General features: G+C 72.0%; 23 protein-coding genes. 12 read left to right on the forward strand and 11 right to left on the reverse strand.

Going from position 1 to position 21,285, the window contains the following annotated elements; all coding sequences use genetic code 11:
• Positions 1–14 precede the first annotated feature (14 nt).
• Positions 15–452 carry an Hsp20/alpha crystallin family protein gene (locus IE99_RS0118165; RefSeq protein WP_030171824.1) on the reverse strand — a complete coding sequence of 146 codons (438 nt, stop codon included), beginning with the start codon at positions 450–452 and terminating at the stop codon, positions 15–17.
• 270 nt (positions 453–722) lie between these two features.
• Here IE99_RS0118165 and IE99_RS0118170 point away from each other — a divergent pair, with 270 nt between their 5' ends.
• Both IE99_RS0118170 and IE99_RS0118175 read left to right on the forward strand, forming a co-directional pair.
• A complete protein-coding gene (locus IE99_RS0118170; protein ID WP_157610367.1) occupies positions 723–1,541 on the forward strand; it encodes a hypothetical protein in 819 nt (272 codons plus the stop codon).
• A 16-nt stretch (positions 1,542–1,557) separates the two neighbouring features.
• Entirely contained in the window at positions 1,558–1,962 is a 405-nt protein-coding gene (locus tag IE99_RS0118175) for a hypothetical protein (RefSeq protein ID WP_030171830.1), read from the forward strand.
• A 10-nt stretch (positions 1,963–1,972) separates the two neighbouring features.
• Here the strand turns inward: IE99_RS0118175 and IE99_RS0118180 are convergent, their stop codons facing one another.
• Together IE99_RS0118180 and IE99_RS0118185 are read right to left on the reverse strand one after the other, a co-directional pair.
• On the reverse strand, positions 1,973–3,754 hold the full coding sequence (locus IE99_RS0118180) for a hydroxysqualene dehydroxylase (protein WP_051712687.1): 1,782 nt from the start codon (positions 3,752–3,754) through the stop codon (positions 1,973–1,975).
• 37 nt (positions 3,755–3,791) lie between these two features.
• Positions 3,792–4,862, reverse strand: a complete 1,071-nt coding sequence (locus IE99_RS0118185; RefSeq protein ID WP_157610368.1) for a hypothetical protein — start codon at positions 4,860–4,862, stop codon at positions 3,792–3,794.
• Positions 4,863–5,002: 140 nt separating this feature from the next.
• On the opposite strand from IE99_RS0118185, the gene IE99_RS0118190 reads away from it, so the two are divergent.
• From IE99_RS0118190 to IE99_RS0118205, 4 genes are all read left to right on the forward strand, one after another.
• The gene (locus IE99_RS0118190; protein WP_030171837.1) at positions 5,003–5,644 is read left to right on the forward strand and encodes a TetR/AcrR family transcriptional regulator; all 642 of its coding nucleotides are present in this window, start codon (positions 5,003–5,005) and stop codon (positions 5,642–5,644) included.
• 191 nt (positions 5,645–5,835) lie between these two features.
• On the forward strand, positions 5,836–6,291 hold the full coding sequence (locus IE99_RS0118195) for a pyridoxamine 5'-phosphate oxidase family protein (RefSeq protein ID WP_030171839.1): 456 nt from the start codon (positions 5,836–5,838) through the stop codon (positions 6,289–6,291).
• A 73-nt stretch (positions 6,292–6,364) separates the two neighbouring features.
• Complete coding sequence (locus tag IE99_RS0118200) at positions 6,365–6,904, forward strand: hypothetical protein (RefSeq protein ID WP_030171841.1); 540 nt, start codon at positions 6,365–6,367, stop codon at positions 6,902–6,904.
• 459 nt (positions 6,905–7,363) lie between these two features.
• Complete coding sequence (locus IE99_RS0118205) at positions 7,364–8,818, forward strand: DHA2 family efflux MFS transporter permease subunit (RefSeq protein ID WP_245623252.1); 1,455 nt, start codon at positions 7,364–7,366, stop codon at positions 8,816–8,818.
• Between the two features lie 70 nt (positions 8,819–8,888).
• On the opposite strand, the gene IE99_RS0118210 is transcribed toward IE99_RS0118205, so the two are convergent.
• Both IE99_RS0118210 and IE99_RS0118215 read right to left on the reverse strand, forming a co-directional pair.
• Positions 8,889–10,418 (reverse strand): acyl-CoA synthetase, encoded by a 1,530-nt coding sequence (locus IE99_RS0118210; protein WP_030171845.1) that lies wholly within the window; start codon positions 10,416–10,418, stop codon positions 8,889–8,891.
• 84 nt (positions 10,419–10,502) lie between these two features.
• Positions 10,503–10,733, reverse strand: a complete 231-nt coding sequence (locus IE99_RS0118215) for a DUF397 domain-containing protein (RefSeq protein ID WP_051712689.1) — start codon at positions 10,731–10,733, stop codon at positions 10,503–10,505.
• Positions 10,734–10,965: 232 nt separating this feature from the next.
• Here IE99_RS0118215 and IE99_RS29360 point away from each other — a divergent pair, with 232 nt between their 5' ends.
• Positions 10,966–11,571: an ATP-binding protein gene (locus IE99_RS29360; protein ID WP_051712692.1), complete on the forward strand. Its 606-nt coding sequence runs from the start codon at positions 10,966–10,968 to the stop codon at positions 11,569–11,571.
• On the opposite strand, the gene IE99_RS0118225 is transcribed toward IE99_RS29360, so the two are convergent.
• Positions 11,501–12,937 (reverse strand): alpha,alpha-trehalose-phosphate synthase (UDP-forming), encoded by a 1,437-nt coding sequence (locus IE99_RS0118225; RefSeq protein ID WP_030171853.1) that lies wholly within the window; start codon positions 12,935–12,937, stop codon positions 11,501–11,503. The genes IE99_RS29360 and IE99_RS0118225 overlap by 71 nt on opposite strands.
• 260 nt (positions 12,938–13,197) lie before the next feature.
• On the opposite strand from IE99_RS0118225, the gene IE99_RS0118230 reads away from it, so the two are divergent.
• On the forward strand, positions 13,198–13,674 hold the full coding sequence (locus tag IE99_RS0118230; protein ID WP_030171855.1) for a MarR family winged helix-turn-helix transcriptional regulator: 477 nt from the start codon (positions 13,198–13,200) through the stop codon (positions 13,672–13,674).
• A 16-nt stretch (positions 13,675–13,690) separates the two neighbouring features.
• Here the strand turns inward: IE99_RS0118230 and IE99_RS0118235 are convergent, their stop codons facing one another.
• Genes IE99_RS0118235 through IE99_RS0118245 form a run of 3 tightly spaced genes read right to left on the reverse strand, consistent with a single transcriptional unit; the run spans position 13,691 to position 16,189 of the window.
• A complete protein-coding gene (locus tag IE99_RS0118235; protein WP_030171856.1) occupies positions 13,691–14,344 on the reverse strand; it encodes a response regulator transcription factor in 654 nt (217 codons plus the stop codon).
• Positions 14,335–15,513 carry a sensor histidine kinase gene (locus tag IE99_RS0118240; protein ID WP_051712694.1) on the reverse strand — a complete coding sequence of 393 codons (1,179 nt, stop codon included), beginning with the start codon at positions 15,511–15,513 and terminating at the stop codon, positions 14,335–14,337. The genes IE99_RS0118235 and IE99_RS0118240 overlap by 10 nt, the downstream gene beginning before the upstream one ends.
• Complete coding sequence (locus IE99_RS0118245) at positions 15,497–16,189, reverse strand: DedA family protein (protein WP_051712696.1); 693 nt, start codon at positions 16,187–16,189, stop codon at positions 15,497–15,499. Before IE99_RS0118245 ends, IE99_RS0118240 begins: the two co-directional genes overlap by 17 nt.
• A gap of 216 nt (positions 16,190–16,405) precedes the next feature.
• Here IE99_RS0118245 and IE99_RS0118250 point away from each other — a divergent pair, with 216 nt between their 5' ends.
• The 3 genes from IE99_RS0118250 (at position 16,406) to IE99_RS0118260 (ending at position 18,474) form a co-directional block, all read left to right on the forward strand.
• Entirely contained in the window at positions 16,406–17,221 is an 816-nt protein-coding gene (locus IE99_RS0118250) for an SAM-dependent methyltransferase (RefSeq protein WP_037559658.1), read from the forward strand.
• A 295-nt stretch (positions 17,222–17,516) separates the two neighbouring features.
• Positions 17,517–18,122, forward strand: a complete 606-nt coding sequence (locus IE99_RS32725; RefSeq protein ID WP_211258844.1) for a hypothetical protein — start codon at positions 17,517–17,519, stop codon at positions 18,120–18,122.
• 136 nt (positions 18,123–18,258) lie between these two features.
• Positions 18,259–18,474 carry a DUF5999 family protein gene (locus tag IE99_RS0118260; protein ID WP_051712698.1) on the forward strand — a complete coding sequence of 72 codons (216 nt, stop codon included), beginning with the start codon at positions 18,259–18,261 and terminating at the stop codon, positions 18,472–18,474.
• Positions 18,475–18,501: 27 nt separating this feature from the next.
• Here IE99_RS0118260 and IE99_RS0118265 read toward each other — a convergent pair whose 3' ends face one another.
• A complete protein-coding gene (locus IE99_RS0118265) occupies positions 18,502–20,643 on the reverse strand; it encodes a molybdopterin-containing oxidoreductase family protein (RefSeq protein WP_030171869.1) in 2,142 nt (713 codons plus the stop codon).
• Between the two features lie 195 nt (positions 20,644–20,838).
• Between IE99_RS0118265 and IE99_RS0118270 the strand changes: the two genes are divergently transcribed.
• The gene (locus IE99_RS0118270) at positions 20,839–21,135 is read left to right on the forward strand and encodes a hypothetical protein (RefSeq protein ID WP_037559659.1); all 297 of its coding nucleotides are present in this window, start codon (positions 20,839–20,841) and stop codon (positions 21,133–21,135) included.
• Positions 21,136–21,186: 51 nt separating this feature from the next.
• On the opposite strand, the gene IE99_RS33435 is transcribed toward IE99_RS0118270, so the two are convergent.
• A partial coding sequence (locus tag IE99_RS33435; RefSeq protein ID WP_157610244.1) for an acyl-CoA dehydrogenase family protein occupies positions 21,187–21,285 on the reverse strand: 99 nt, incomplete at its 5' end.

Genomic DNA, 21,285 nt, shown 5'->3' on the forward strand with positions numbered 1-21,285 from the left:
CGGGGCCGGGCCGTTCAGCCGCGGATGGCCATACGGCCCTCGCCGGCCTGGACGGCGACCTTGCGCGGCTTCGCCTTCTCCAGGACGGGGATGCGAACGGCCAGGACGCCGTTCTCGTAGGCGGCCTCGATCGCGTCGGCGTCGAGGTACTCCGACAGGTAGACCCGGCGGGTGAACGCGCCCATGGTCCGCTCGCGGACGAAGACGCGGTCGTCCTCGCCGAACTCCTCCTCGCGGCGCGCCGTCACCGTGAGGACGCCCCGGTCGACGGTGACCTCGATGGAGCCGGGGTCGATGCCCGGCAGGTCGAACCGCAGGACGACGTCGTCGGCGCGCCGGATCCCGTCCATGGCCATGCCCGCGCCGCCGCTCTGCCCGGCGACCTGGCGGAACGCCCGGTCGAACTGACGCTCGAACTCCTGCACGAACGGGTCGATCGTCGTCAGCAGCATCACGCTTCACCTCCGAAGACCCCCGGGGCCTCCCGGCACCCGGGATACTTGAACCCTGCAGAGAGGAAACCTGCAACTCGAAGTGTACGTTATCCGCCTCTCCAGTTGTCAAGTCCGTCTGGGCAGGTGGCCGAACCCGAGCACGACCGGCCGGCCCGCGGCGGGCTTGGGTGCGGGATGGGGGGATCTTGGCCGGGGGGTGGCGCTCACGTCGGCCCGGTCGGGAATGAGAGGACGGCGTCGTCGATCCGTCCCGGAAAGGTTCCCCGGATGCGTGCTGGCCGGTCCCCGTTGCCGATGGTCCTGCTCGCGACCGCGCCGCTGTGGGCGGCCGCGGACGCGGCGGGCGCCGCCCCCAAGGACGACGGCCTGACACTCGTGGTCCCGCAGTTCGCGGCGATGCTGCCCGGCCAGGAGGGCTGGGTGAGCGCGCTGTGGACGGCGACGAAGGACGTGTGCAACGTGAGGGCCACCGCGTCGGGGCAGGGCCTGCGCATCGGCTACCCCGCCAACACCGACACGTACTCCTCCTTCTACATCAGCTCGGGGCTGGCGACCGGGAACACCGACTACACGGCCTTGAACATCGCGGTGCCCGCCACGGCGACGGCCGCGGTCCCGGTCACCCTGAACGTCACATACCTGCAGATGCCGCCGGGCCTGATCAAGAAGAGCGACGACCTGAAGACCAAGAGGTTCGACTGCAAGGGGCCCAAGGGCGCGCAGACGGTGAAGATCGTTCTGCCGGTCACCAAGCCGACCGGGGCGGCGCTGCTGCAGAAGACGACCGCCATCACCGTGCCCCGCGCGAAACCCGCGTGGGTGAAGGTCGTGTTCGAGGGTGTCCGGGCGGGGGTGTCGTCCTTCCGGGCGACGCTGGACCCGCCCGAGGGCCTGGACGTCGTCTATCCCGGCGAGAAGACCTCGGCGGGGCTGAACGAGTCCGCGACGCTGGAGGTCGGGCGCAGCGACTACGTCTCGTTCCGCCTCGACGCGTCCGGGCTGGAGCCCGGCACCTACACGGTTCCGGTGAAGGCCGCCTACACGGGCGGGTCCTACACCGGCGAGCTGTCCGTCATCGTCACCTGATGCTGGAGGTCGTGCCATGGGCAGGCGCCGCGTCCTGATCCCGGTCGCCGTGGCCGTCGTAGCGGGCGCGGTGGTGGCCGGGTTCCTGCTGGCGCGCGGCGCCCCGGAGCGGGACGCCGGGGTCGCCGGCTCGACCGGACGACCGAGCGGGACCGCGGTGCCACCGGTCGACCGGTCCCGGCCCGGGTGGCCGGACGAGCTGTTCGTGAACGTCACCGCCGCGCACCTGTGCCGGATCCAGTCCACCGTCTTCCCGGACGCGGCCACGCAGGCGGCCGCGTACGCGGCCGCCCCCCGCTACCCGGCCGAGCTGACCGCCGACCAGGTGGCGGAGCGCGTGCGGCGGCTCCGCACCGACGCCGCCCTGTCCAAGGCCGTCACCGACCGGCTGTCGGCGACGTGCCGGCCCGGCGGGGCGTGACCGCGGCGGGTCACACCGTGTCGAGCAGGTGCGGGCGCCCGGCCCGGTAGCGCTGGGCGTCGAGCTTCTTGAGGCCGTCCAGTTCCGGGGGCTGATGGAGTTTCGCGATGGGGACGGGATCCGCGGGCGAGTCCGCCGCGTCCAGCAGGGCGTTGGCGGCGGCGCGGCCCGACTCGTTGGCGCCCTCCATCGTTGCCAGGTCCATGTTGGTGCGGACGTAGTCGCCCGACAGGAAGAGGTTGGGGATCTTCGTGCGCGCGGACGGCCGGTTCGCCCAGCTCCCGACGGTGTTCACCATGAGGGGCTCGTCGTTGGTGTTGCGCCCGGCGGCGGCGTTCCACTGGATCGCGGGGTCGAGGAACCACGAGTGCAGGATGTCGTCGGGGAGGACGGAGCGTCCGGTGTCCTCCATGTGGTCCTTCATCTGCGCCCAGCACTCCTTGGCGATCTGCGCGCGGGTGCATTCCTTGGCCGGTCTGCCGTACAGGATCCCGGGGGTGTCCCAGTCGGAGACGTCCAGGGACAGGCAGTCGGCGACCGCGCCGTCGCCGTAGTCGCGCGGGAAGCTGCGCTTCCAGAGCCGGCTCTGCAGGACGGCCGTGATCTGCCACGGCGAGTCCATGAAGTTGACCTCCTGGTCGAGGCCGCGCGGGCTCCGGCGCAGGAAGAACTGGAGGCCGTTCATCCATTCCGTGTGAAGGCTCCGCATGCGCTCCAGGCCCGGGTCCAGCGCGAGGACGTCACGGGACAGCAGCTTCCGCGCCCGCTCCACCGGCATCGCGGAGACGAACCAGTCCGCCTCGGCCCGCGTGCGGCGCCCCTTCGCGTCCACGAGCCGGATCGCCTTCACCCGGCCGCCACCGACCTCCAGGGCCTCGACGGCCTGCCCCACGGCGAACCGGACGCCCCGATCCCGCAGGTACCGCACCCACGGGTCGATCCACGCCTCGTTCGTCGGCGCGTTCAGCATGCGGGCGAGGCCGCCGTCGGTGCCGAGCCCGAGGCCCGACAGCAGGAACGCCTGCCCCATCGCTCCGACCGTCCGGGTGCTGGCGACCTGCTCCTTGACGGCCACCAGCCCGCGGGTGAGGAACCGGGCCACGATCGCCTTGTAGTCCCTGGACTTCCCCTCCGCGCGGACGTACTCCCACCAGGGCAGATGCTCCCACTGCCCGAAGCGCCGCTCGTCACTGCTGGTCACGTAGACGATGAAGCGGTTGACGAACAGGGCCAGCTCGGCCGGCGGCAGCGCGGCGGCCTGCTCGACCGCGCCCGTCAGCGTCTCCTTCAGGACGTCCAGGCTCAGGCTGCCGCCGCCGGGAGCGGTGATCTGCGGGACGATGATGTCCGACCGGCCGCCGTTGCGGGAGATCCGCGTGGACGTCAGGTCGAGCATGTTGTCGTGGACGCCGTTGGCGTTGCCGGGGAACGGGATGCGGCGCATCGTGTCCGGCACGTTGCGGTAGAAGCCGGGGAAGAAGCGGAATCCGTGCTCCCCCGGCAGGTCCCGGCGCCCGCCCTCGCCGGTCCCCGCGACGGGGATGCTCCGCGCCTTCCCGCCGAGCGCGTTGCGTTCGTAGACCGTGACGTCGAACCCCCGCTCGGCCAGTTCGTGGGCGGCCGCGAGGCCCGCCATCCCGCCGCCGAGCACGGCGACCCGCGCGCCGCGCCGCGCCGCGCGGGCCGCGGTCGCGGGCAGCAGGGCGACCGCACCCGTGGCGGCCGTCCCGTACAGGACGCGGCGCCGGGAGATCCGTCCCGTGTTCGTTCGTTGTTCGTCCGACCTGGTCATGGGGGTCACCGTCCTCGGGGAGAGAGCGAAGGAGGGGTCAGGACCGCGGCAGCCGCGCCGACAGCACCCGGATGTGCTCGATGAGCCCGATCGACCCGGGGACCGTCCGGCCCAGCGACTCGGGCAGGGCGAGCAGCCCGACGTCGAGGATGAACGGGTCGACGACGTGGAAGCCGCGGTCGAGGCCCGGCCGCTTGCCCACCAGCCCCTTCGGCGTCGCGAGCAGCGACGACGGGCACGTCAGCCGCGTCGTCTCCGGGTAGGAGAACAGGCCGGACGTCCGCCAGTCCGAGAGCTTGATCGTGCTCATGCAGCCGTAGGTCTCCTTCGACGTGACCCTTCCGACCACGCCCTGCCACGTCCCGTCGCCCTTCACCACGCCGCCGAGCAGCGTGGCCGACCCGTCCGGTTCGTGCGAGACGCCCCACTCCCAGCCCGAGTAGCGCTGGTCGAGGACGTTGAAGTCGCCCCAGTTGTGGTCGTGGTAGCCGCGCCACCCGTTCACGCTGATCTTCTTGGACTCCCCGGGCGGCCGCAGCCAGCCGCGGACCCGGCTCGTCGCGACCGGCGACGTCCAGTACATGGTCTGGCCGCCGTCGTAGCGGATCGGCCCGCCGGTGACGCCCGGCAGCGCGCGGTCGAACCAGATGTCGCCCTTGGCGAACGTCCCGGTCCAGCGCAGGTGGTAGGCGCGCCGCTTCTTGTCGTAGACGAGGCTGCCCGCGCTGCTCTTGACGACGGGCCCGTCGGTCGCCGTCACCTTCAGGGTCGGTTCCGGCAGGACGAGCTTCTGCCCCTTCTCCGGGTACCAGAAGATCACCGCGGTGGGCACGGGCGCGGTGAACAGCATCGCGATGAACGTGCGCCGCGTCGCGGGATCCATCACGTGCGCGTACCACCACTCGGTGGCCGATCCCGGATGCGGTCCGTCGTCGGAGGGCTCGGCGAGCTTGCCTGGCACCTGTGTGAGGTCCGAGCGTGCGATGTCGGTGCGGGGGATCCACGATCCCGGGTCCGGCTCCGCGTCCGCGGTCGCGGTGACCGGGACGAGCGCCGTGACGGTGAGCATGAGCAGGGCGAGAGTGCGGGCGGATCGGCGACGTACCACGTTGAGCCTCCTCGGCTGAGCCCCGTGATAACCGGCGGCTTCTGATGAGCCGTGGACCGAGTGTGATTCGGTTCACGCTCGCCGTCAAGCACAATGTCGACACACTGTCCGATCGCGGCCGCGGCGGGTACGCTGCCGCCATGGCGTCCACCACTCAGCCGCGCAGCCGGACCAGGGAGCGACGCGAGGACGTCCGGCGGCGCGTGCTGCGGACGACCGCGGAGATGATGGCCGACGGAACGCCCTACACCGAGCTTCCCGTCCAGCGCATCGCCGAGCGCGCCGACGTGGCCCGCTCCACCTTCTACCTGCACTTTCCCGACAAGAGCCGGCTGCTCATCGCCCTCGCCGACGAGGCCGTCGAGGCCCTGTTCTCCGAGGCCGTCATCTGGTGGCGCGCCGACCACGCCGACGGCGTGGACGGCGTCGCCCACGCGATGCGCCAGATGATCGCCGCCTACCGCCGCCACCGCCGCGTCCTGCACGCCCTCGGCGAGGTCGCGGGCTACGACCCGGACGTCGCCGCCTTCTGGCGCGACCGCATGCGGGGTTTCACCGACGAGGTCCAGACCCGCCTGGAGGCCGAGCTCCGCGCCGGCACCGTCGACCCCGCCCTCGACCCGAGGACCACCGCCCAGGTCCTGATCTGGATGGTCGAACGCACCATCTCAGCCCACTGCCACCACGACGAGGGCCCGGGAGACGACCGCACCGCCCGAACCCTGGCCCGAGCGATCTGGCTGACGGTCTACGCCACCCCACCCCCGCCGCCCAGCCCATAGCCGACCTTGCGCCCCGCACGGATCGCAAAGCAAAAGGCGGCATCATGCGGGAGGAGTTCGCACAGGCGTCCTGCCGGCCATGTCCATGCTCTTCTTCGGCGACGATCTGAGCGCCGCCTCCTGGGAGAGCACTGCGGCATGATGGGCATTCGTCCCGCTCCCGATTCACCGCGACAACCAGAAGGACACATATGCAGGCCCCGAGAACCCTCGAACAGCGCATCAAGGACACGCAGGGTCGCCTGGAGACCGACACCGACCTCTGGGTGGCCACAGCCGACCCCGAGACCGGCGCCCCCTACCTCGTCCCGCTGTCCTTCCTCTGGGACGGCGAAACCCTCCTCATCTCCACGCCCGCCTCCAGCCGCACGGCCCGCGGCCTGTGCGCGACCGGCCAGGTCCGCCTGGGCCTGGGCCTCACCCGCGACGTCGTCATGATCGACGCGACCGCCACCCCGCTCCTCGCCGCCGACCTCCCTCGCGACCTCGGCGACGCCTTCGCGTCCCGGACCGGCTTCGACCCGCGCGACCTCACCACCCCCTACCTCTACTTCCACCTCAAGCCGCACCGCGTCCAGGCATGGCGCGAGGAGAACGAACTCCAGGGCCGCACCCTCATGCGCGACGGCGCCTGGCTCCATTCCTGACGGCCACCAGCGGCACGGCCGGAGCCGATCCGCGGGCTGTCTCAACGGCTCCCCGGCTGACAGACTTTTGATCATGGCGAACAGCGGACTATGGGTCGGCGTTCTCACCGCGCTGACGGCCCTTGGGGCCGGCTACCTCACGTCGCGGGCGACCCTGCGCGCGGCGCTGACCCAAGCCCGGACGACCACACGGGCGCAGGCCCTTCGCGACCAGCACGAGCGGCGCCGAACCTCCTATCGCGAGCTGATGACCCGCGTGCACGCGTTCAGCGAGGTCACGTGGCAGATCGATGACGTCGACGCGGCGCCCGACCCCGCGAGCAGGGAACGGCTGCTGGCTCAGATGTACGAGCGCATCGGCCCGGCCATCGGGGACATGAACCGGGCGATGCACGAGGTCCGGCTCGACGGTCCCGCCGAGGTCTCGGCCGCGGCGGATCGCACGCGGAACAAGGCACGGCACGTGCAGACGCGGCTCAAGGCGCTCATGGGTGACGACGGCCCACCCGCGCGGGAGGCCTACGACGCCGCCTACCAGGATTTCCGGGAGGCCTACATCGCGTTCATCGGCCTGGCGCGAGAGGCACTGGAAGTCAACGACGACGGCCGGTAGCCCTTCGTCGTCAAGGTGCGGGGCGCGGAGGCGCTGGGTGAACGCTTGAAGAAGGTCTGACGGCTCCGATGAGTCCTCCGCCTGCCGATGGTCCGTATCGGCGGCCCGAACGGGGCGGGGGGTCACGGCAGAGGTGAGGGCCCGGTGTCGCGTGCGTCACACCCGGTTGACCTCAAGCCCGGTCGAGGCCGCACGATGAACCCCCGGGACCAGGAGGGATCCGGCGAAACTGTCGGACCCCGGTGGAATACTCCCGGACCTCGGCGAGTTTAATCGTTCGCGAAAGTGTCAGTCACTGCACTAATTTGCGGCGTACCCCCGTGACCGTTGCCCTGGTTCTCGCATGTCCGTGCGGACCCCCCGACGATTGGAAGACAGTTGACCGCACCCGCGTCCCCACAGACGACGGACGGCCCACCGAAGGATGCCGGACCGGCGGGCGGAGGCCTCGATCGCGGCGTGCTCGCGGTCGCGATGGTCGTCGTGCTCGGCGCGATCATGTCCATCCTGGACGTGACCGTCGTGAACGTCGCCCTCAACGACCTCACCAAGGAGTTCAACACCCCGCTCGCGACGATCCAGTGGGTGGCCACCGGCTACACGCTGGCGCTGGCGACGGTGATCCCGATCACCGGGTGGGCGTCCGCCCGGTTCGGCACCAAGCGCCTCTACATCATCTCGATCGCGCTGTTCGTGGCCGGCTCGATGCTGGCGGGCGCGGCCTGGTCGGCCGAGTCGCTGATCGCGTTCCGGGTCCTGCAGGGCCTCGGCGGCGGCATGATCATGCCGGCCGGCATGACGATCCTGACCCAGGCGGCCGGTCCCGCGCGGGTCGGCCAGGTGATGAGCGTCGTCGGCATCCCGATGCTGCTCGGCCCGATCCTCGGCCCGATCCTCGGCGGCTGGCTCGTCGACGACGTCGACTGGCGCTGGATCTTCTTCATCAACCTGCCGATCGGCATCGTCGCGCTGATCATGGCGGTCAAGATCCTCAAGCCGGACACCCCGAAGCCGGCGGAGAAGCTGGACATCCTCGGGCTGCTCCTGCTCTCTCCCGGTCTCGCCTCGCTGATCTACGGCCTCGCGAAGGGCGCCGAGCTCAGGGACTTCACCGAGCTCGAGGCCCTGATCCCGACGGTCGCCGGTGCGGTGCTCACGCTCGGGTTCGTGGCCCGCGCGCTGAAGGCGGAGAACCCGCTGATCGACCTGCGGCTGCTGAAGCGCCGTTCGGTGGCCGCCGCGTCCGGCACGATGGTGCTGTTCATGGCGGCGTTCATGGGCGCGATGCTGCTGCTTCCGCTCTACTACCAGCAGGTCCGCCTGGAGACCGCGCTGGCCTCCGGCCTGCTGCTGGCCCCGCAGGGCCTCGGCGCGATGGTCACGATGCCGATCGGCGGGAAGCTGACCGACCGGATCGGGCCCGGACGGGTCGTCCTGGTCGGCCTGTCCATCGTGGTCCTGTCGTTCGCCGGCTTCGCCGCGCTCCTGGAGTCCGACACCTCGTACTGGGCGCTCGGCGGCGCCCTGTTCGTGATGGGTCTCGGCATGGGCATGACGATGATGCCGACGATGGCCGCCGCGATCCAGACCCTCGTCCACGACGAGGTGCCGCGGGCCAGCACGATGCTGAACATCATCCAGCAGGTGTCGGCGTCCATCGGCACCGCGATGATCTCGGTGCTGCTGGCGAACCAGCTCACCGAGAAGCTCAAGCCCGCCGCGAACGGCGGTGCCCTCGGGGGCGACGCCACGCAGAGCGTCAAGGAGAAGGTGCTCGCCCTGATGGCGGACGCGTTCCAGCACACGTACTGGTACGCGGCGGCGCTGCTGTTGCTGGCGTTCCTGCCGGCGCTGCTCCTGCCCCGCAAGAAGCCGGAGACGCCGGCGCTCGACGCTCCCATGCCGATGCACTGAGGGCGCCGGAGAGCGAAGACGCCCCGGCCCGGAACCCCGAGAGGGATCCGGGCCGGGGCGTCGGCGTTTCTCAGGCGGGACGCCGGTCCTTCCAGTACTCGTCCTTCAGCAGGCGCTTGTAGAGCTTGCCCGTCGGGTGCCGGGGCAGCTCGGCGCGGAAGTCGACGCTGCGGGGGCACTTGTAGTGGGCGAGGTTGTCGCGGCAGTAGGCGATGAGCTCGGCGGCGAGGTCGTCGCCCGCCTCGTCCATCGAGACCGGCTGGACGACGGCCTTCACGGCCTCGCCCATCTCCGGGTCGGGGACGCCGAAGACGGCGACGTCGGCGACCTTGGGGTGGACGGCGAGGACGTTCTCCGCCTCCTGCGGGTAGATGTTCACCCCGCCGCTGATGATCATGTATGACCGGCGGTCGGTGAGGTAGAGGAAGCCGTCCCCGTCGACGTAGCCGACGTCGCCGAGGGTCGTCCAGCCCCGGCCCTTCGGGTCGCGGGACGCGGCGGTCTTCTCCTCGTCGCCGTGGTACTCGAACGGCAGGCCGTTGCCGAAGTAGAGGGTGCCGGGCGTGCCGGCGGGCAGTTCCTCGCCGTCCTCGCCGCAGACGTGCACCTCACCGATGATGGGGCGGCCGACGGCGCCCTTGTGGGCGAGCCAGTCCTCGGAGTTGGTGTAGACGAAGCAGTTGCCCTCGGTGCCCGCGTAGTACTCGTGGAGGATCGGCCCCCACCAGCCGATCATCTGCTCCTTGACCGGGACGGGGCAGGGCGCGGCGGCGTGCACGGCGCACTTGAGGGAGGACACGTCGTAGCGGGCGCGGGTCTCCTCCGGAAGCTTGAGCATCCGGATGAACATGGTGGGGACCCACTGGCTGTGGGTGACGCCGTACTTCTCGATGGCGGCGAGGGCCGCCTCGGGGTCGAACTTCTCCATCACGACGACGGTGGCGCCGCAGCGATGGAAGATGAGCGAGTAGCGCAGCGGGGCGGCGTGGTAAAGCGGCGCCGGGGAGAGGTAGACGGAGTCGGCGTCGGCGCCGAACAGCCCCTGGATGAGCATCATGAGCGGGCCGCCGTTGCCGATCGGCGACAGCGGCAGGGGCGGTTTCACGCCCTTCGGGCGGCCGGTGGTGCCGGAGGAGTACAGCATGTCCTGGCCCTCGACCTCGTTCTCGAGGGGTTCGGCCGGGTGCTGCGCGACGCGGTCCTCGTAGGAGTCGAAGCCGGGCGCGGTGCCGTCCAGCATGAGGCGCAGCGGCACATCCGGGACGGCCCTGGCGGGGGCCTCCATCGCCGCGCTGGTGATGAAGGCCTTCGCCTCGCAGTTCTCGACGATGTAGGCCAGTTCGTCGGGCTGGAGCCGAGAACTGATGGCCGTGTAGTAGAGGCCCGACCGCTGCGCGGCCCACGCCACGGCCAGGAAGAGCGGATGGTTCTCCAGCATGAACGCGATGTGGTCGCCGGGACGCAGCCCCTCCGCGTGGAGAAGCTGCGCCAGCCGGTTGGACTCGTCGTTCAGTTCCGCGAACGTGATGACCCGGCCGGAGCCCGCCATAATGACGGCGGGCTTTTCGGGGGTCTGTGCGGCGATCTGCCCCAGATGCATGGCCGCACGCTACCGGGCCGGATCGCCGATTGGAATCCCATTCGGTTTATTTTGGCCGTACCGGTTCGGCCGGCCACCCCCTGGTCAGACCAGCATGTGGTCGAAGTCGCCGTCCTTGGCTCCGCCCACGAAGGCCTCCACCTCCTCGCGCGTGTAGACGAGGACCGCACCGTGCGGGTCACGCGAGTTGCGGACCGCGATCTCCCCGGTGGGGAGCTCGGCCATCTCGACGCAGTTGCCGCTCGGGTTGCTCCGCCTGCTCTTCTGCCAGACGAGCCCGCTGCGCAGTGCGTCCGATATGCCGCTGCCGTCCAACTTTGCCCCCTTAAGGCGTCATCACCTCCCCGCAGGGAGGCCGCGATCTCCCCCACCCCACACCCATGGTACGAGATGCACGTGCATTCGTTCTTGCATTCGTTCATGCAGACGTCCTTGCATCTGCACGACTTGGGGAGCAAGATAGCGAACGCTCGCCGGTGACCGCCCCGCACGCCCTCGAGGTTGGACCATGACCGTTGACCAGGCCCTTGACGTAGCCGCTTCCACCATGAGGGGAACGCGGCCGCGGCACGCCAACGTCCATCCGGCCTGGCCGGACGCACCCGCGGCCGGCGTGCCGAGCGCGCCCGCGCCGGCGGGCCTCGCCGGGCTCTGGCCGGCCCCGCACGCCGGCACCCCGCGCTCCGCGCGCCGCGTGTTCCCCGCGGAGATCACCGCGCCACGCGCGGCCCGCGAGTTCACCCGCGCCACGCTGCTCGACTGGCGCGTGCCGGGGGACGCCGGCGACGTCCTCGTCGCCGTGTCCGAACTGGTCACCAACGCCCTGCGTCACGGCATGGAGGGTCTCCCCCAGCCGCTGCCGCTGTGCCCGATCCAGGTCGTCCTGCTCGGGCACCGGCGGCGGCTCGTCGTGACGGTCACCGACCCGGGCGGCCAAGTCCCCGAGCCGGTCGCGGCCGACCCGGACCGGTTCACCGAGGGCGGCCGCGGCCTGCTCGTCGTCGGCGCGGTCAGCGACGCGTGGGGCTGGGCGCGGCTCGCCACCGGCGGCAAGGCCGTGTGGGCCGCGTTCGACCTGCGGGTCAGCCCGCCTGCACCGCGACCGGCGGAGGATCCGCGGGCTCCGGGCGCGCAGGATTCTCCAGCTCGCTGAGGAAGGTCTTCGCCCAGCGGTCGACGTCGTGCTCGGTGACGCGGCGGCGCATCGTGCGCATCCGCCGCGCCTGCTCCCCGGGCCCGGCCTCCAGGGCGGCGAGCAGCGTGCCCTTCAGCCCGTCGATGTCGTACGGGTTGACCTGGAACGCGCCGCGCCTCAGCTCCATCGCGGCGCCCGCGAACTCGCTCAGCACGAGGGCGCCGCGCAGGTCGCTGCGGCACGCCACGTACTCCTTGGCGACGAGGTTCATGCCGTCCCGCAGCGGCGTCACCACCATCACGTCGGCGGCGAGGTAGAGCGCGGCGAGCTCGGCCCGGTCGTACGAGCTGTGCATGTAGTGGACGACGGGGAACCCGATCTCCCCGTACTCGCCGTTGATCCGCCCGACCTGCTGCTCGATCTCCTCGCGCAGCAGCTGGTACTGCTCGACGCGCTCCCTGCTCGGCGTCGCGATCTGGACGAGCACCGCCTGGCCGGGACTGAGCCGGCCGTCCCCGAACAGCTCCCCGAACGCCTGCAGCCGCTGGGTGATGCCCTTGGTGTAGTCGAGGCGGTCCACGCCGAGCAGGACCGTCGCGTCCCCGAGGTCGGCGCGGATCTCCTGCGCCCGCTCCCGGACGTCGGGACGCGCCACCAGGTCGTTCAGCTCCTCGACGTCCACGGAGATGGGGAACGCCCTGGCCCGGACGATCCGGCCCTCCCACAGGACGTCCTGCTTGACGTGGCGGGCGTCCAGCAGCCGCCGGCAGAGCCGCACGAAGTTGGCGGCGGCGCCCGGCAGCTGGAAGCCGACGAGGTCCGCGCCGAGCAGCCCTTCGAGGATCTGCCGCCGCCAGGGCAGCTGCCAGAACAGCTCCAGCGGCGGGAAGGGGATGTGGAGGAAGAACCCGATCCGCAGGTCGGGACGCAGCTTGCGCAGCATCGCCGGGACGAGCTGCAGCTGGTAGTCCTGCACCCACACCATCGCGCCCTCGGCCGCGACCTCGGCCGCCGCCTCCGCGAACCGGTTGTTGACGCGGACGTAGGCGTCCCACATCGCCCGGTCGTACACGGGGGGCGCGACGACGTCGTGGTAGAGCGGCCAGAGCGTGGCGTTGGAGAAGCCCTCGTAGTAGAGCCGGACCTCCTCCGCCGACTGCGCGATCGGGTGAAGGGACATGCCGTCCTCTTCGAAGGGGTCGAACTCCTCGTCGGGAGCGCCCGCCCAGCCGATCCAGGTGCCCTTCCTGCTGCGCATGACCGGCGCGATCGCGCTGACCAGCCCTCCGGGGCTCCTTCTCCAGGCGGGTTTCCCGTCCTCTCCGACGATCCGGTCGACCGGAAGCCGGTTTGCCACCACCACGAACTCGCTACCGCGTGACACGAACGATCCGCCTCTCTTGGAACCCATCGTGATCACCATGCCCAGAAACGGTCATCTGGAACATCTTGTCAGTTCGACGCGAAGCGCCGGAGGCGTCAAGGTGACGTGTCAGCGACCTGGAGTGCCCCCACACCGATATTGGACCGGACCATATTGCCGACGCGGCACGTGACACGTGTCGGTCGCGAAGTCACCGCGCCCCGCATGTGATCCGGCTCATATGACATCGGCCGCGAATACACGCGAACTACAATCACCGCATGACCGATGCCGGCGGGCGGCCCCTCGCTCCGCGTGAGCTGCGCGCCTGGGTCGCCTTCCTCTCCGCGGGTCACCTCGTCGAGCACGAGATCGAACGGCAGCTGAAGCGCGACGGCGGGCTGTCGCACGCCGAGTTCGAGGTCCTGATGCGGCTGAGCATCGCCGACGGGAACCGGCTGCGGATGTCCGACCTCGCCCGCGAGGTGATGATCTCCAAGAGCCGGCTCACCTACCAGGTCACCCGGCTCGAGCGCGCCGGCCTGGTCAGGCGCACCGGGTGCGAGTCGGACCGCCGCTCGGTGTGGGCCGAACTGACCGACGGCGGCGCGGACGCCCTGGTCCGCGTCCGGCCCGGCCACCGCCGCGTCGTCCGCGAGCACCTCATCGACGTGCTCACCCCGGACGAGCTCGACCTCGTCGGTGACGCCCTCGCCCGCGTCGCCGACCGCCTCCGCGCGCGGCCCGGTCCGGCCTGACCCGCCCGCCGGCGGCTCAGGGCTCGGGCGAGCCGAGGTAGCGCAGGACGGCCAGGACTCGGCGGCTGTAGCCGGCGGCGGGCGGCAGATCGAGCTTGTCGAAGATGGCGTTGACGTGCTTTTCCACGGCGCTCTGCGAGATGTGCAGGTGCGCGGCGACCGAGGCGTTGGTGTGGCCTTGCGCCATGTGGTCCAGGACGTCCCGTTCGCGGGGCGTGAGGCGGGACAGGGGATCGGCGGCCGTGCCGTGCGCCAGGAGGCGGCGGACCACCTCCGGGTCGAAGGCGGCGCCTCCGGCGGCGACGCGGTCGAGGGCGTCCAGGAACTCGTCCACCTGGGCGACGCGGTCCTTGAGGAGGTAGCCGACGCCGCCGGCCGCGTCGGTGAGCAGCTCGGTCGCGTAGCGGCGCTCCACGTACTGGGACAGGACGAGCACGCCGACGTCGGGCCACCGGCGCCGGATGTCCAGGGCGGCGCGCAGACCCTCGTCGGTGTGGGTGGGCGGCATCCGGACGTCCACGACCACGACGTCGGGCGGGTCGTCCGCTACGGCCTCGAGGAGGGCGGCGGCGTCGCCGACGGCGGCGGCGACCTCGTGGCCCTCCTCCGCGAGCAGCCGGACGAGGCCCTCCCGCAGGAGCGTCGAGTCCTCCGCGAGGATCACTCGCACGGCAGTTCCGCGGTGATCACGGTGGGCCCGCCGGGCGGGCTGGTCACGCTGAACGTCCCGTCCAGGGCGGCGACGCGGCGGGCCAGCCCGGCCAGGCCGCCGCCCGCGGGGTCGGCTCCCCCGTTCCCGTCGTCCTCGATGCGCACGCCGACCATCCTCCCGTATCCGGCGACGCGGACACGGACGTGCCGCGCGCCGGAGTGCTTGGCGGCGTTGGTGACGGCCTCGCAGACCACGAAGTAGGCGGCGGTCTCGACGGCGTGCGGCGGCCGTCCGGGCAGGTCGTGGTCGATCGTGACCGGCAGCGGGGAACGCTCGGCGACGGTGTCGAGCGCTGCGCGCAGGCCCTCGCCGTCCAGCGCCGCCGGGTAGACGCGCCAGGAGACCTCCCGCAGATCCTCCAGCGCGCGCCGCGACTCCTCGTGCGCCTGCCGGAGGAGGTCGGCGGCGCGGGCGGGGTCCCCGGCGCGGCGGGCGCGGCCGATCAGCATGCCGAGCGCGACGAGCCGCTGCTGGACGCCGTCGTGCAGGTCGCGCTCGATGCGGCGGCGCTCGTCGTCGACCGCGTCCACGACCTGGGCGCGGGTGACCGACAGCTGCGCGATGCGGCGCTCGTACTCCTCCAGCGGGCTCGGGCCGAGGGCGCGGCGCGCGACGCGGCGCTCCAGGGCGACGACCCCCGCGAGCCCCTGGACGGCGAGGAACAGCAGCACGGTGGCCGCCGCGGCCGTGTAGAGGACGATCCACCAGGTGGGCGCGATGCCGTCCAGATGGTCGCCGGTGATCCACCAGCCCACGGCCAGCCTGACGCCGGTGACCAGCCCGTAGGCCACGAGGACGAGGATCACCCCGCCGAGCAGCCCGGCGGGCACGCGCAGCACCAGGTAGGCGAGGGCCTGAAGGGGGCCGTACCCGGTCGGGACGGACGCGCCGTGGAAGCGGGAGAGGCGCCGCCCCTCCAGGTCGGTGAGGCGGCACGCGCCGTCCGCGACCAGTACCGGGACGGTCCGGCGGTCGCGGGTGAACGCCATCGCGTACGCCGTCAGCAGTGCCGCCGCGACGAGGAAGACCAGCTCGGCCGCGGCGGTCGCCGCGCCGGTCAGCAGGCCGGCCGCCGCCCGCGCCGGCAGGCGCGCGCGACGGGCGGGGTCGTCAGCGGACGCGTTCACGTTCCCGTTCTCTGATCACGGCTCCCCGGTCCGGGGTCCCCTTCACGATACGCACGGCGACGAACGCGACCGCGGCCAGCGCCGCCGCGACGAGGACGGACGTGGAGTAGAGGCCCACGTAGTGCTCGACCGTCCGCCAGTTGTCGCCCAGCCCGTATCCGGCCAGGATGAAGGCGGAGTTCCAGATGAGGCTGCCCAGGGCGGTGCAGAGCAGGAAGGGCGCCATCCGCATCCGCTCCACCCCCGCCGGGATCGAGATGAGGCTCCGGAAGATCGGGATCATCCGGCCGAAGAACACGGCCTTGGTGCCGTGCCGGAGGAACCACTCCTCCGTCCGGTCCAGGTCGGCGAGCTTGACCAGCGGGAGGCGCGCCACGAGCCGGCGGATCCGGTCGCGGCCGATCGCTGCGCCGACCCCGTACAGGGCGAGCGCCCCGGCGACGGAGCCGATGGTGGTCCAGAGGAGGGCGGCGAGAAGGCCCATGCCGCCCTGCGCGGCGGTGAACCCGGCGAGCGGGAGGATGATCTCGCTCGGCAGGGGCGGGAACAGGTTCTCCAGCGCGATCGCCAGCCCCGCTCCCGGCGCGCCCAGCTGCTCCATCAGGCCGGTCGCCCAGCCCGCCACGCCCCCGTCGGGCCCGGCCCCGTCCTGCGTGCTCGTCATCATCGGGATCATGCTTCGACGCTACGGACCGGCCCCGCGCGCCACCATGGAGCGCACCGCCGGACCGGGCGGCCGCGCACCGCACCGCGGCACTGCGGAAAACCTCACCCCCGGCGGAGCCCACGCCGGGTCGCAGTTGCCCGGAAACGCCCTACGCGCAGGGTATTCCGGCCTAATCTTGGATCAATCCCGATCTTCGCCGTCCCCCCATCAGAAGGAGCCGCACCCGTGGCCGACGACCTCCCGGAGAGCGCGCCTCCCGGCATCGACCCCACCACCCCGACCTTCGCCCGCGTCTACGACTACTTCCTCGGCGGAAAGGACAACTTCGCCGCCGACCGCGAGGTGGCCGACATGGTGATGCAGCTCGTCCCCGAGGCGCCGGTCGTGGCGCAGGGCAACCGCGTCGCGATCGAGCGCGCGGTGACCTACCTCGCCGGCGAGCTCGGCATCGCCCAGTTCGTCGACATCGGGTCGGGGCTGCCCACGTCCAGCAACGTCCACCAGTTCGCGCGGGCCGTCAACCCGGACGCGAAGGTGGTGTACGTCGACAGCGACCCGATCGTCCTGGCGCACGGGCGGGCGCTGCTGACCGAGACGGGCGTCGCGACCTTCATCCAGGGCGACCTGTACGAACCGGAGAAGATCTTCGGTGACCCGGCGCTGACGAAGCTGCTCGACCTGGACGAACCGGTGGCCGTGATCCTCGCCGCGATCATCCACCACGTCCCGGACGAGCGGGACCCGGCGGGCGTCGTCCGGGGCCTGCACGAGTTCCTCGCACCGGGCAGCCACATCATGCTGACGCATCTGCACGACTCGGGCGACGACCCGCGCGTGGAGGAGGCGAAGAAGATCCTCCAGTCGGGGCTGGGCGGCTCGTACTTCCGGCCGGCCGCGCAGATCGAGTCGTTCATGGACGGGCTGACCATCCTGGAGCCCGGTCTGGCGCACGTGACGGAGTGGCGCCCGAACGGGCCGGTGGGGCCGCTCGAGCACCCCCTGCACACGCAGATGGTGGCCGTCCTCGGCCGCAAGGACTGACCAGGGCCGGGCGGGGGCGGGCCGCCTCCGCCCCGGCCGCGCGCTGATCGCGGAATTCCGCGCAGAGTGAAACGCCGGACGCGGTGCGCGGCGCGCGGGGACGCTCGGATCCTCCCGATGCCCTCGTCCCCGGGGCCGGGGGGCGGCGCGGGCGCGGGTTTCGGGCGGCGCCCCCGGCCGCGGCCCGCCTGATCGACTTTTCGGACAAGTTCCTTTCTTGTAGCGTTCGCAGCGTTTTGTGAAGGGATTTCATGATCGGCTCCCGTCCACCCGAGGATCATGTGAGGACCCCGCGATGCCCCTGGCGACCGGCCTGACCGCCGTCGTACTGTGCGGCCTGCTGGCGATGCTGGCCACCGTGAGGCGCGGCCGCACGCGCCCCCCGGCACGCCCCGGCCGTCCCGCGGCGCCCCGGGCGGCGGCGCCCGGCGGCGCGGAGCGGCACCCCGAGTCCCTGACGGCCGTGCTCGATCCGGCAGACGAGGAGTACCTCGCCTGGCTCGCCGACCACCACTGGCCCACCGACGAGTACCTCGACCTCGTCCCGGAGCGGGCCGCCGAGCCTTCCGCCGGGCCGGGCCGCGACCCCTCCGGGGATCTGCCGTCCGACCTGCCGTTCGACGTCCTCCTGGACGCGGACGGGACCGGCGGGTACGTGTCGCCGCTGTGCCCGCGGTGCCGGGTCCGGCGGGAGGACGTGTGGCCCTGCCCGGCGTGCGGGGGGCTGCTCCACTCGTCCTGCGGGCACGGGATGCGGCGGCGCAGGGTCGCGCGCCCGTACCGGACGCGCGGCACGAACCCGGAGACGGTCGTCGCGGAGTGGATCTGCGAGGGCTGCACCTCGGTCGTGGGCCTGGACGTGACCCACGCGGACGACCCGGACGGCGATCTGCTGCCCTGATCGGCCCTGTTTGTCGGGATTTGACCTTCCCAATACAGCAGGGAACGTAAAGAATCCGTCATCCACTTGCATATTTCGGTCGTCCGGCGGCACTCTCAACTATGTCCTAAATCACAGGGGACGCAGGGAGGACACCGTGAAGATCGAACGCGTCCGGACCTGCCGGCACAAGCCGGCCTGCCCGGTCTCCGAGGCGCTGGACCACGACGCCGCACGCATGGTCGCCCACCACCCCGAGCAGGGCTGGGGTCTCCTGTGCAACGGCGTCGTCGTCTTCGAGGACACCGGGGAGCTGCTCCCCGACGGCCGTGTGGTCGCACCGCACCGCCCCGTCCGCGGCACGGCCGCCTGACGGCGTCGTCCGCGCCGCGGACGGCGCTCAGGCCGGCGCGATCCGGACGGGGACGGCGTTCAGATGGGCCATGCCCGCCAGCGGCTCCAGGTCGCCCGCGTCGGGAGAGGCGAGCAGGTTGACGTTCGCCCCGCCCGCTCCGTTGGCCGTACGCCAGCCGCCCTGGTGACCCCAGCCGTGCGGAACGGCGACGGTGCCCTCGGTCATCTCGTCGGTGACCTTCGCGACGAGCTCGATGGAGCCGTGCGGAGAGGTGACGCGACAGGGCGCCCCGTCCGCGATGCCGTGCTCCGCGGCGTCCTTGGGACTGATACGGGCCGCGTGGACGCGGTCGCCCCGCATCAGCGACGGCGCGTTGTGCATCCAGGAGTTGTGCGAGCGGAGCTCGCGGAGGCCGATGAGGCGGAGCGGGAAGCCGTCCGGAGGCGGGGGCGCCGCCGCGAGGCGCCCGACCTCGGCGACGATCTCCGGCGGGGCGAGGTGCACCCGCCCGTCCTTGTGCACGATGCGGCGGCGGAGCGTCCCCGTCGGGTGGTGCTCGCCGAGGACGATGCCGTGTGGCGCGCGCCGCAGCCTGCGGACGCTGAGGCCGCGTCGGCGCAGTCCGAACCAGTCACCGGACGGGCCGGTGCGCAGCAGGGCGTCCACGAGCCGGCGCGGGGACGGCCGGACGCCGAGCCGGTGCGCGAGCCGCTGCGGGCCGAACGCGCCGACGCCGAGCCGCATCCGGCGGGCCAGATCGTCGATGATCTCCCATTCCTGGCGGGCCTCGCCGCGCGGCGGGACCACGGCCTCCGTCCAGGTGACGAAAGGGGTGAGGTGGTTCTGCAAGAACGGCAGGGGGAAGTCCTCGCGCTCCAGGAACGTCGTGGCGGGCAGGATGTAGTCGGCCTTGCGCCCCGTCTCCGTGACATAGAGGTCGACGCAGACGAGGAGATCGAGTTCGTCGAGAGCCGCCCCGAGCGAGTCCCCGCCGGGGACGCTGAGCAGCGGGTTCCCGGCGGAGACGAACAGCGCCCGCATCCGCCCCTCTCCCGGTGTCGTGATCTCGTCGGCCATGACGCCGGCCGGGAAGGTCCCGAGCACGTCGGGGTAGTTGCCGATCCGCGACCGCGTCTTCCCGTAGGTGGCGAGACCGGAGAGGCGGAGCAGCTCGTCCAGGCGCAGGGGCGCCGCGCCGAACACGGCGCCGCCCGGCCGGTCGAGGTTGCCGGTGACGAGCGTGACGGCGTCGATCAGGAACGCGGTCAGCGTGCCGTACCGGCCGAGACAGGTGCCCGTCCGGCCGTACACGACGGCGCGTTCGGCGGCGGCCAGGTCGCGGGCCAGGGCGCGGACGGCCGGGGCGGGGACGCCGCTGCGGGCGGCGGTGTCCTCGGGCGCGAAGCGGGCGGCGAGCCCGCGCAGCTCCTGAACGCCCGCGGCCTGCCGCTCGCAGGCGGCGGCGTCCTCCAGTCCCTCCGCGAACAGGACGTGGAGCAGCGACAGCAGCAGCCACGGGTCGCCGTCCGGGGCAACGGGCAGGTGCTCGTAGGCGCGGGCGGTCTCGGTGCGGCGCGGGTCGGCGACGACGACACGGCCGCCGCGCCGCACGATCGCCGACAGGTCGTCGCGGATGCGAGGCGCGGAGATGAGGCTGCCGTGCGACACGATGGGGTTCGCGCCCAGCATGAGCAGCAGGTCGGTGCGCTTGAGGTCGGGGATCGGGACGAGGACCGGCGCGCCGTAGAGCAGGGCGCTGGCGGCGAACCGGTTGTTCACGTCCTGCGAGCCGGCGGAGTAGATGTGCGGCGACCCCAGCGCGGCCATGAAGCCGTTCAGCCAGAGGGGATGGCTGTAGGAGAACGTGCCGGGGTTGCCGAAGTACCAGCCGATCGAGTTCCCGCCGTGCTCTTTGCGGAGCGCGTTGAGCCGCGCGGCGATGCCGTCGAGCGCCTCGTCCCAGGTGACCCGCTCGAACTCGCCGTCGGGGCGGCGCCGCAGCGGGTGGACGACGCGGTCCGGGTCGTTCTGCACCTCGGTCATCGCGATGCCCTTGGGGCAGGCGAAGCCTCGGGACAGCGGATGGTCGCGGTCCGGTCGCAGCTGGACCAGCTCGCCGTCCCGGACGGTGGCCTCCAGGCCGCACAGCGGCTCGCAGATCCGGCAGTAAGTGGTCACTTTCGACATGGCCCGATTGTGCCCCAGGACGGGGCCGGGGACCAGACCGCCCGCGTGTCGTCCCGCCACCGGGCCGCCGGTTTCGCCAGCCTGGTCGCACGGCGGCCCGCGGGGCGCGGCCGTACCGGTAACGTTCAGCTGTTTCGGTCATTACTCGGCCGGCGCGTCCCCGGACGGGAAGCGATCGTGAAAGGACGGGGTGGTGTGATCACGGTTCTGGTCCTCGCGGCCCTGGCCGCCCTGTTCGGCCTGTGCGTGCCGAACCTGCTCCGGCCCATGGCCCCTGCCCGGCCCGGCCCGCGGACGCGGCGCCGGCGCACCGGGAGGGCCCGCTCCGAGCCGCCCGTCCCGCACCCCGAGTCGATGACCGCCGAGCTGGACCCCGGCGACGAGGAGTACCTCGCCTCCCTCGCCGACGAGCTGTGGCCGGACGACGAGTACCTCGAACCCGAGGTCGGCGCGGACGGCGAGGAGGAGAACGGCAACGGGATGCGGCGGTGAACGCGGCGGCGGCGAGCGACCGCGCCGCCGCCTTCGTTCGACCGGGCAGGGCTACTTGAGGAGCTGGCGGGCGATGACCATCCGCTGGATCTGGTTGGTGCCCTCGTAGATCTGGGTGATCTTGGCGTCGCGCATCATCCGCTCCACCGG

It is taken from the genome of Spirillospora albida, assembly GCF_000718255.1.
Classification (GTDB): Bacteria; Actinomycetota; Actinomycetes; order Streptosporangiales; family Streptosporangiaceae; genus Spirillospora; species Spirillospora albida.

What these genes read in the sequence shown, in the direction of transcription:
- IE99_RS0118200 (WP_030171841.1), top strand. Translation starts at nt 6,365, where the DNA reads ATGGCGAACAGCGGACTATGGGTCGGCGTTCTCACCGCGCTGACGGCC.
- IE99_RS0118230 (WP_030171855.1), top strand. Translation starts at nt 13,198, where the DNA reads ATGACCGATGCCGGCGGGCGGCCCCTCGCTCCGCGTGAGCTGCGCGCC.
- IE99_RS29360 (WP_051712692.1), top strand. Translation starts at nt 10,966, where the DNA reads ATGAGGGGAACGCGGCCGCGGCACGCCAACGTCCATCCGGCCTGGCCG.
- IE99_RS0118165 (WP_030171824.1), bottom strand. Translation starts at nt 452, where the DNA reads ATGCTGCTGACGACGATCGACCCGTTCGTGCAGGAGTTCGAGCGTCAG.
- IE99_RS0118265 (WP_030171869.1), bottom strand. Translation starts at nt 20,643, where the DNA reads ATGTCGAAAGTGACCACTTACTGCCGGATCTGCGAGCCGCTGTGCGGC.
- IE99_RS0118210 (WP_030171845.1), bottom strand. Translation starts at nt 10,418, where the DNA reads ATGCATCTGGGGCAGATCGCCGCACAGACCCCCGAAAAGCCCGCCGTC.
- IE99_RS0118245 (WP_051712696.1), bottom strand. Translation starts at nt 16,189, where the DNA reads ATGATCCCGATGATGACGAGCACGCAGGACGGGGCCGGGCCCGACGGG.
- IE99_RS0118190 (WP_030171837.1), top strand. Translation starts at nt 5,003, where the DNA reads ATGGCGTCCACCACTCAGCCGCGCAGCCGGACCAGGGAGCGACGCGAG.
- IE99_RS0118195 (WP_030171839.1), top strand. Translation starts at nt 5,836, where the DNA reads ATGCAGGCCCCGAGAACCCTCGAACAGCGCATCAAGGACACGCAGGGT.
- IE99_RS0118170 (WP_157610367.1), top strand. Translation starts at nt 723, where the DNA reads ATGCGTGCTGGCCGGTCCCCGTTGCCGATGGTCCTGCTCGCGACCGCG.
- IE99_RS0118180 (WP_051712687.1), bottom strand. Translation starts at nt 3,754, where the DNA reads ATGACCAGGTCGGACGAACAACGAACGAACACGGGACGGATCTCCCGG.
- IE99_RS32725 (WP_211258844.1), top strand. Translation starts at nt 17,517, where the DNA reads ATGCCCCTGGCGACCGGCCTGACCGCCGTCGTACTGTGCGGCCTGCTG.
- IE99_RS0118175 (WP_030171830.1), top strand. Translation starts at nt 1,558, where the DNA reads ATGGGCAGGCGCCGCGTCCTGATCCCGGTCGCCGTGGCCGTCGTAGCG.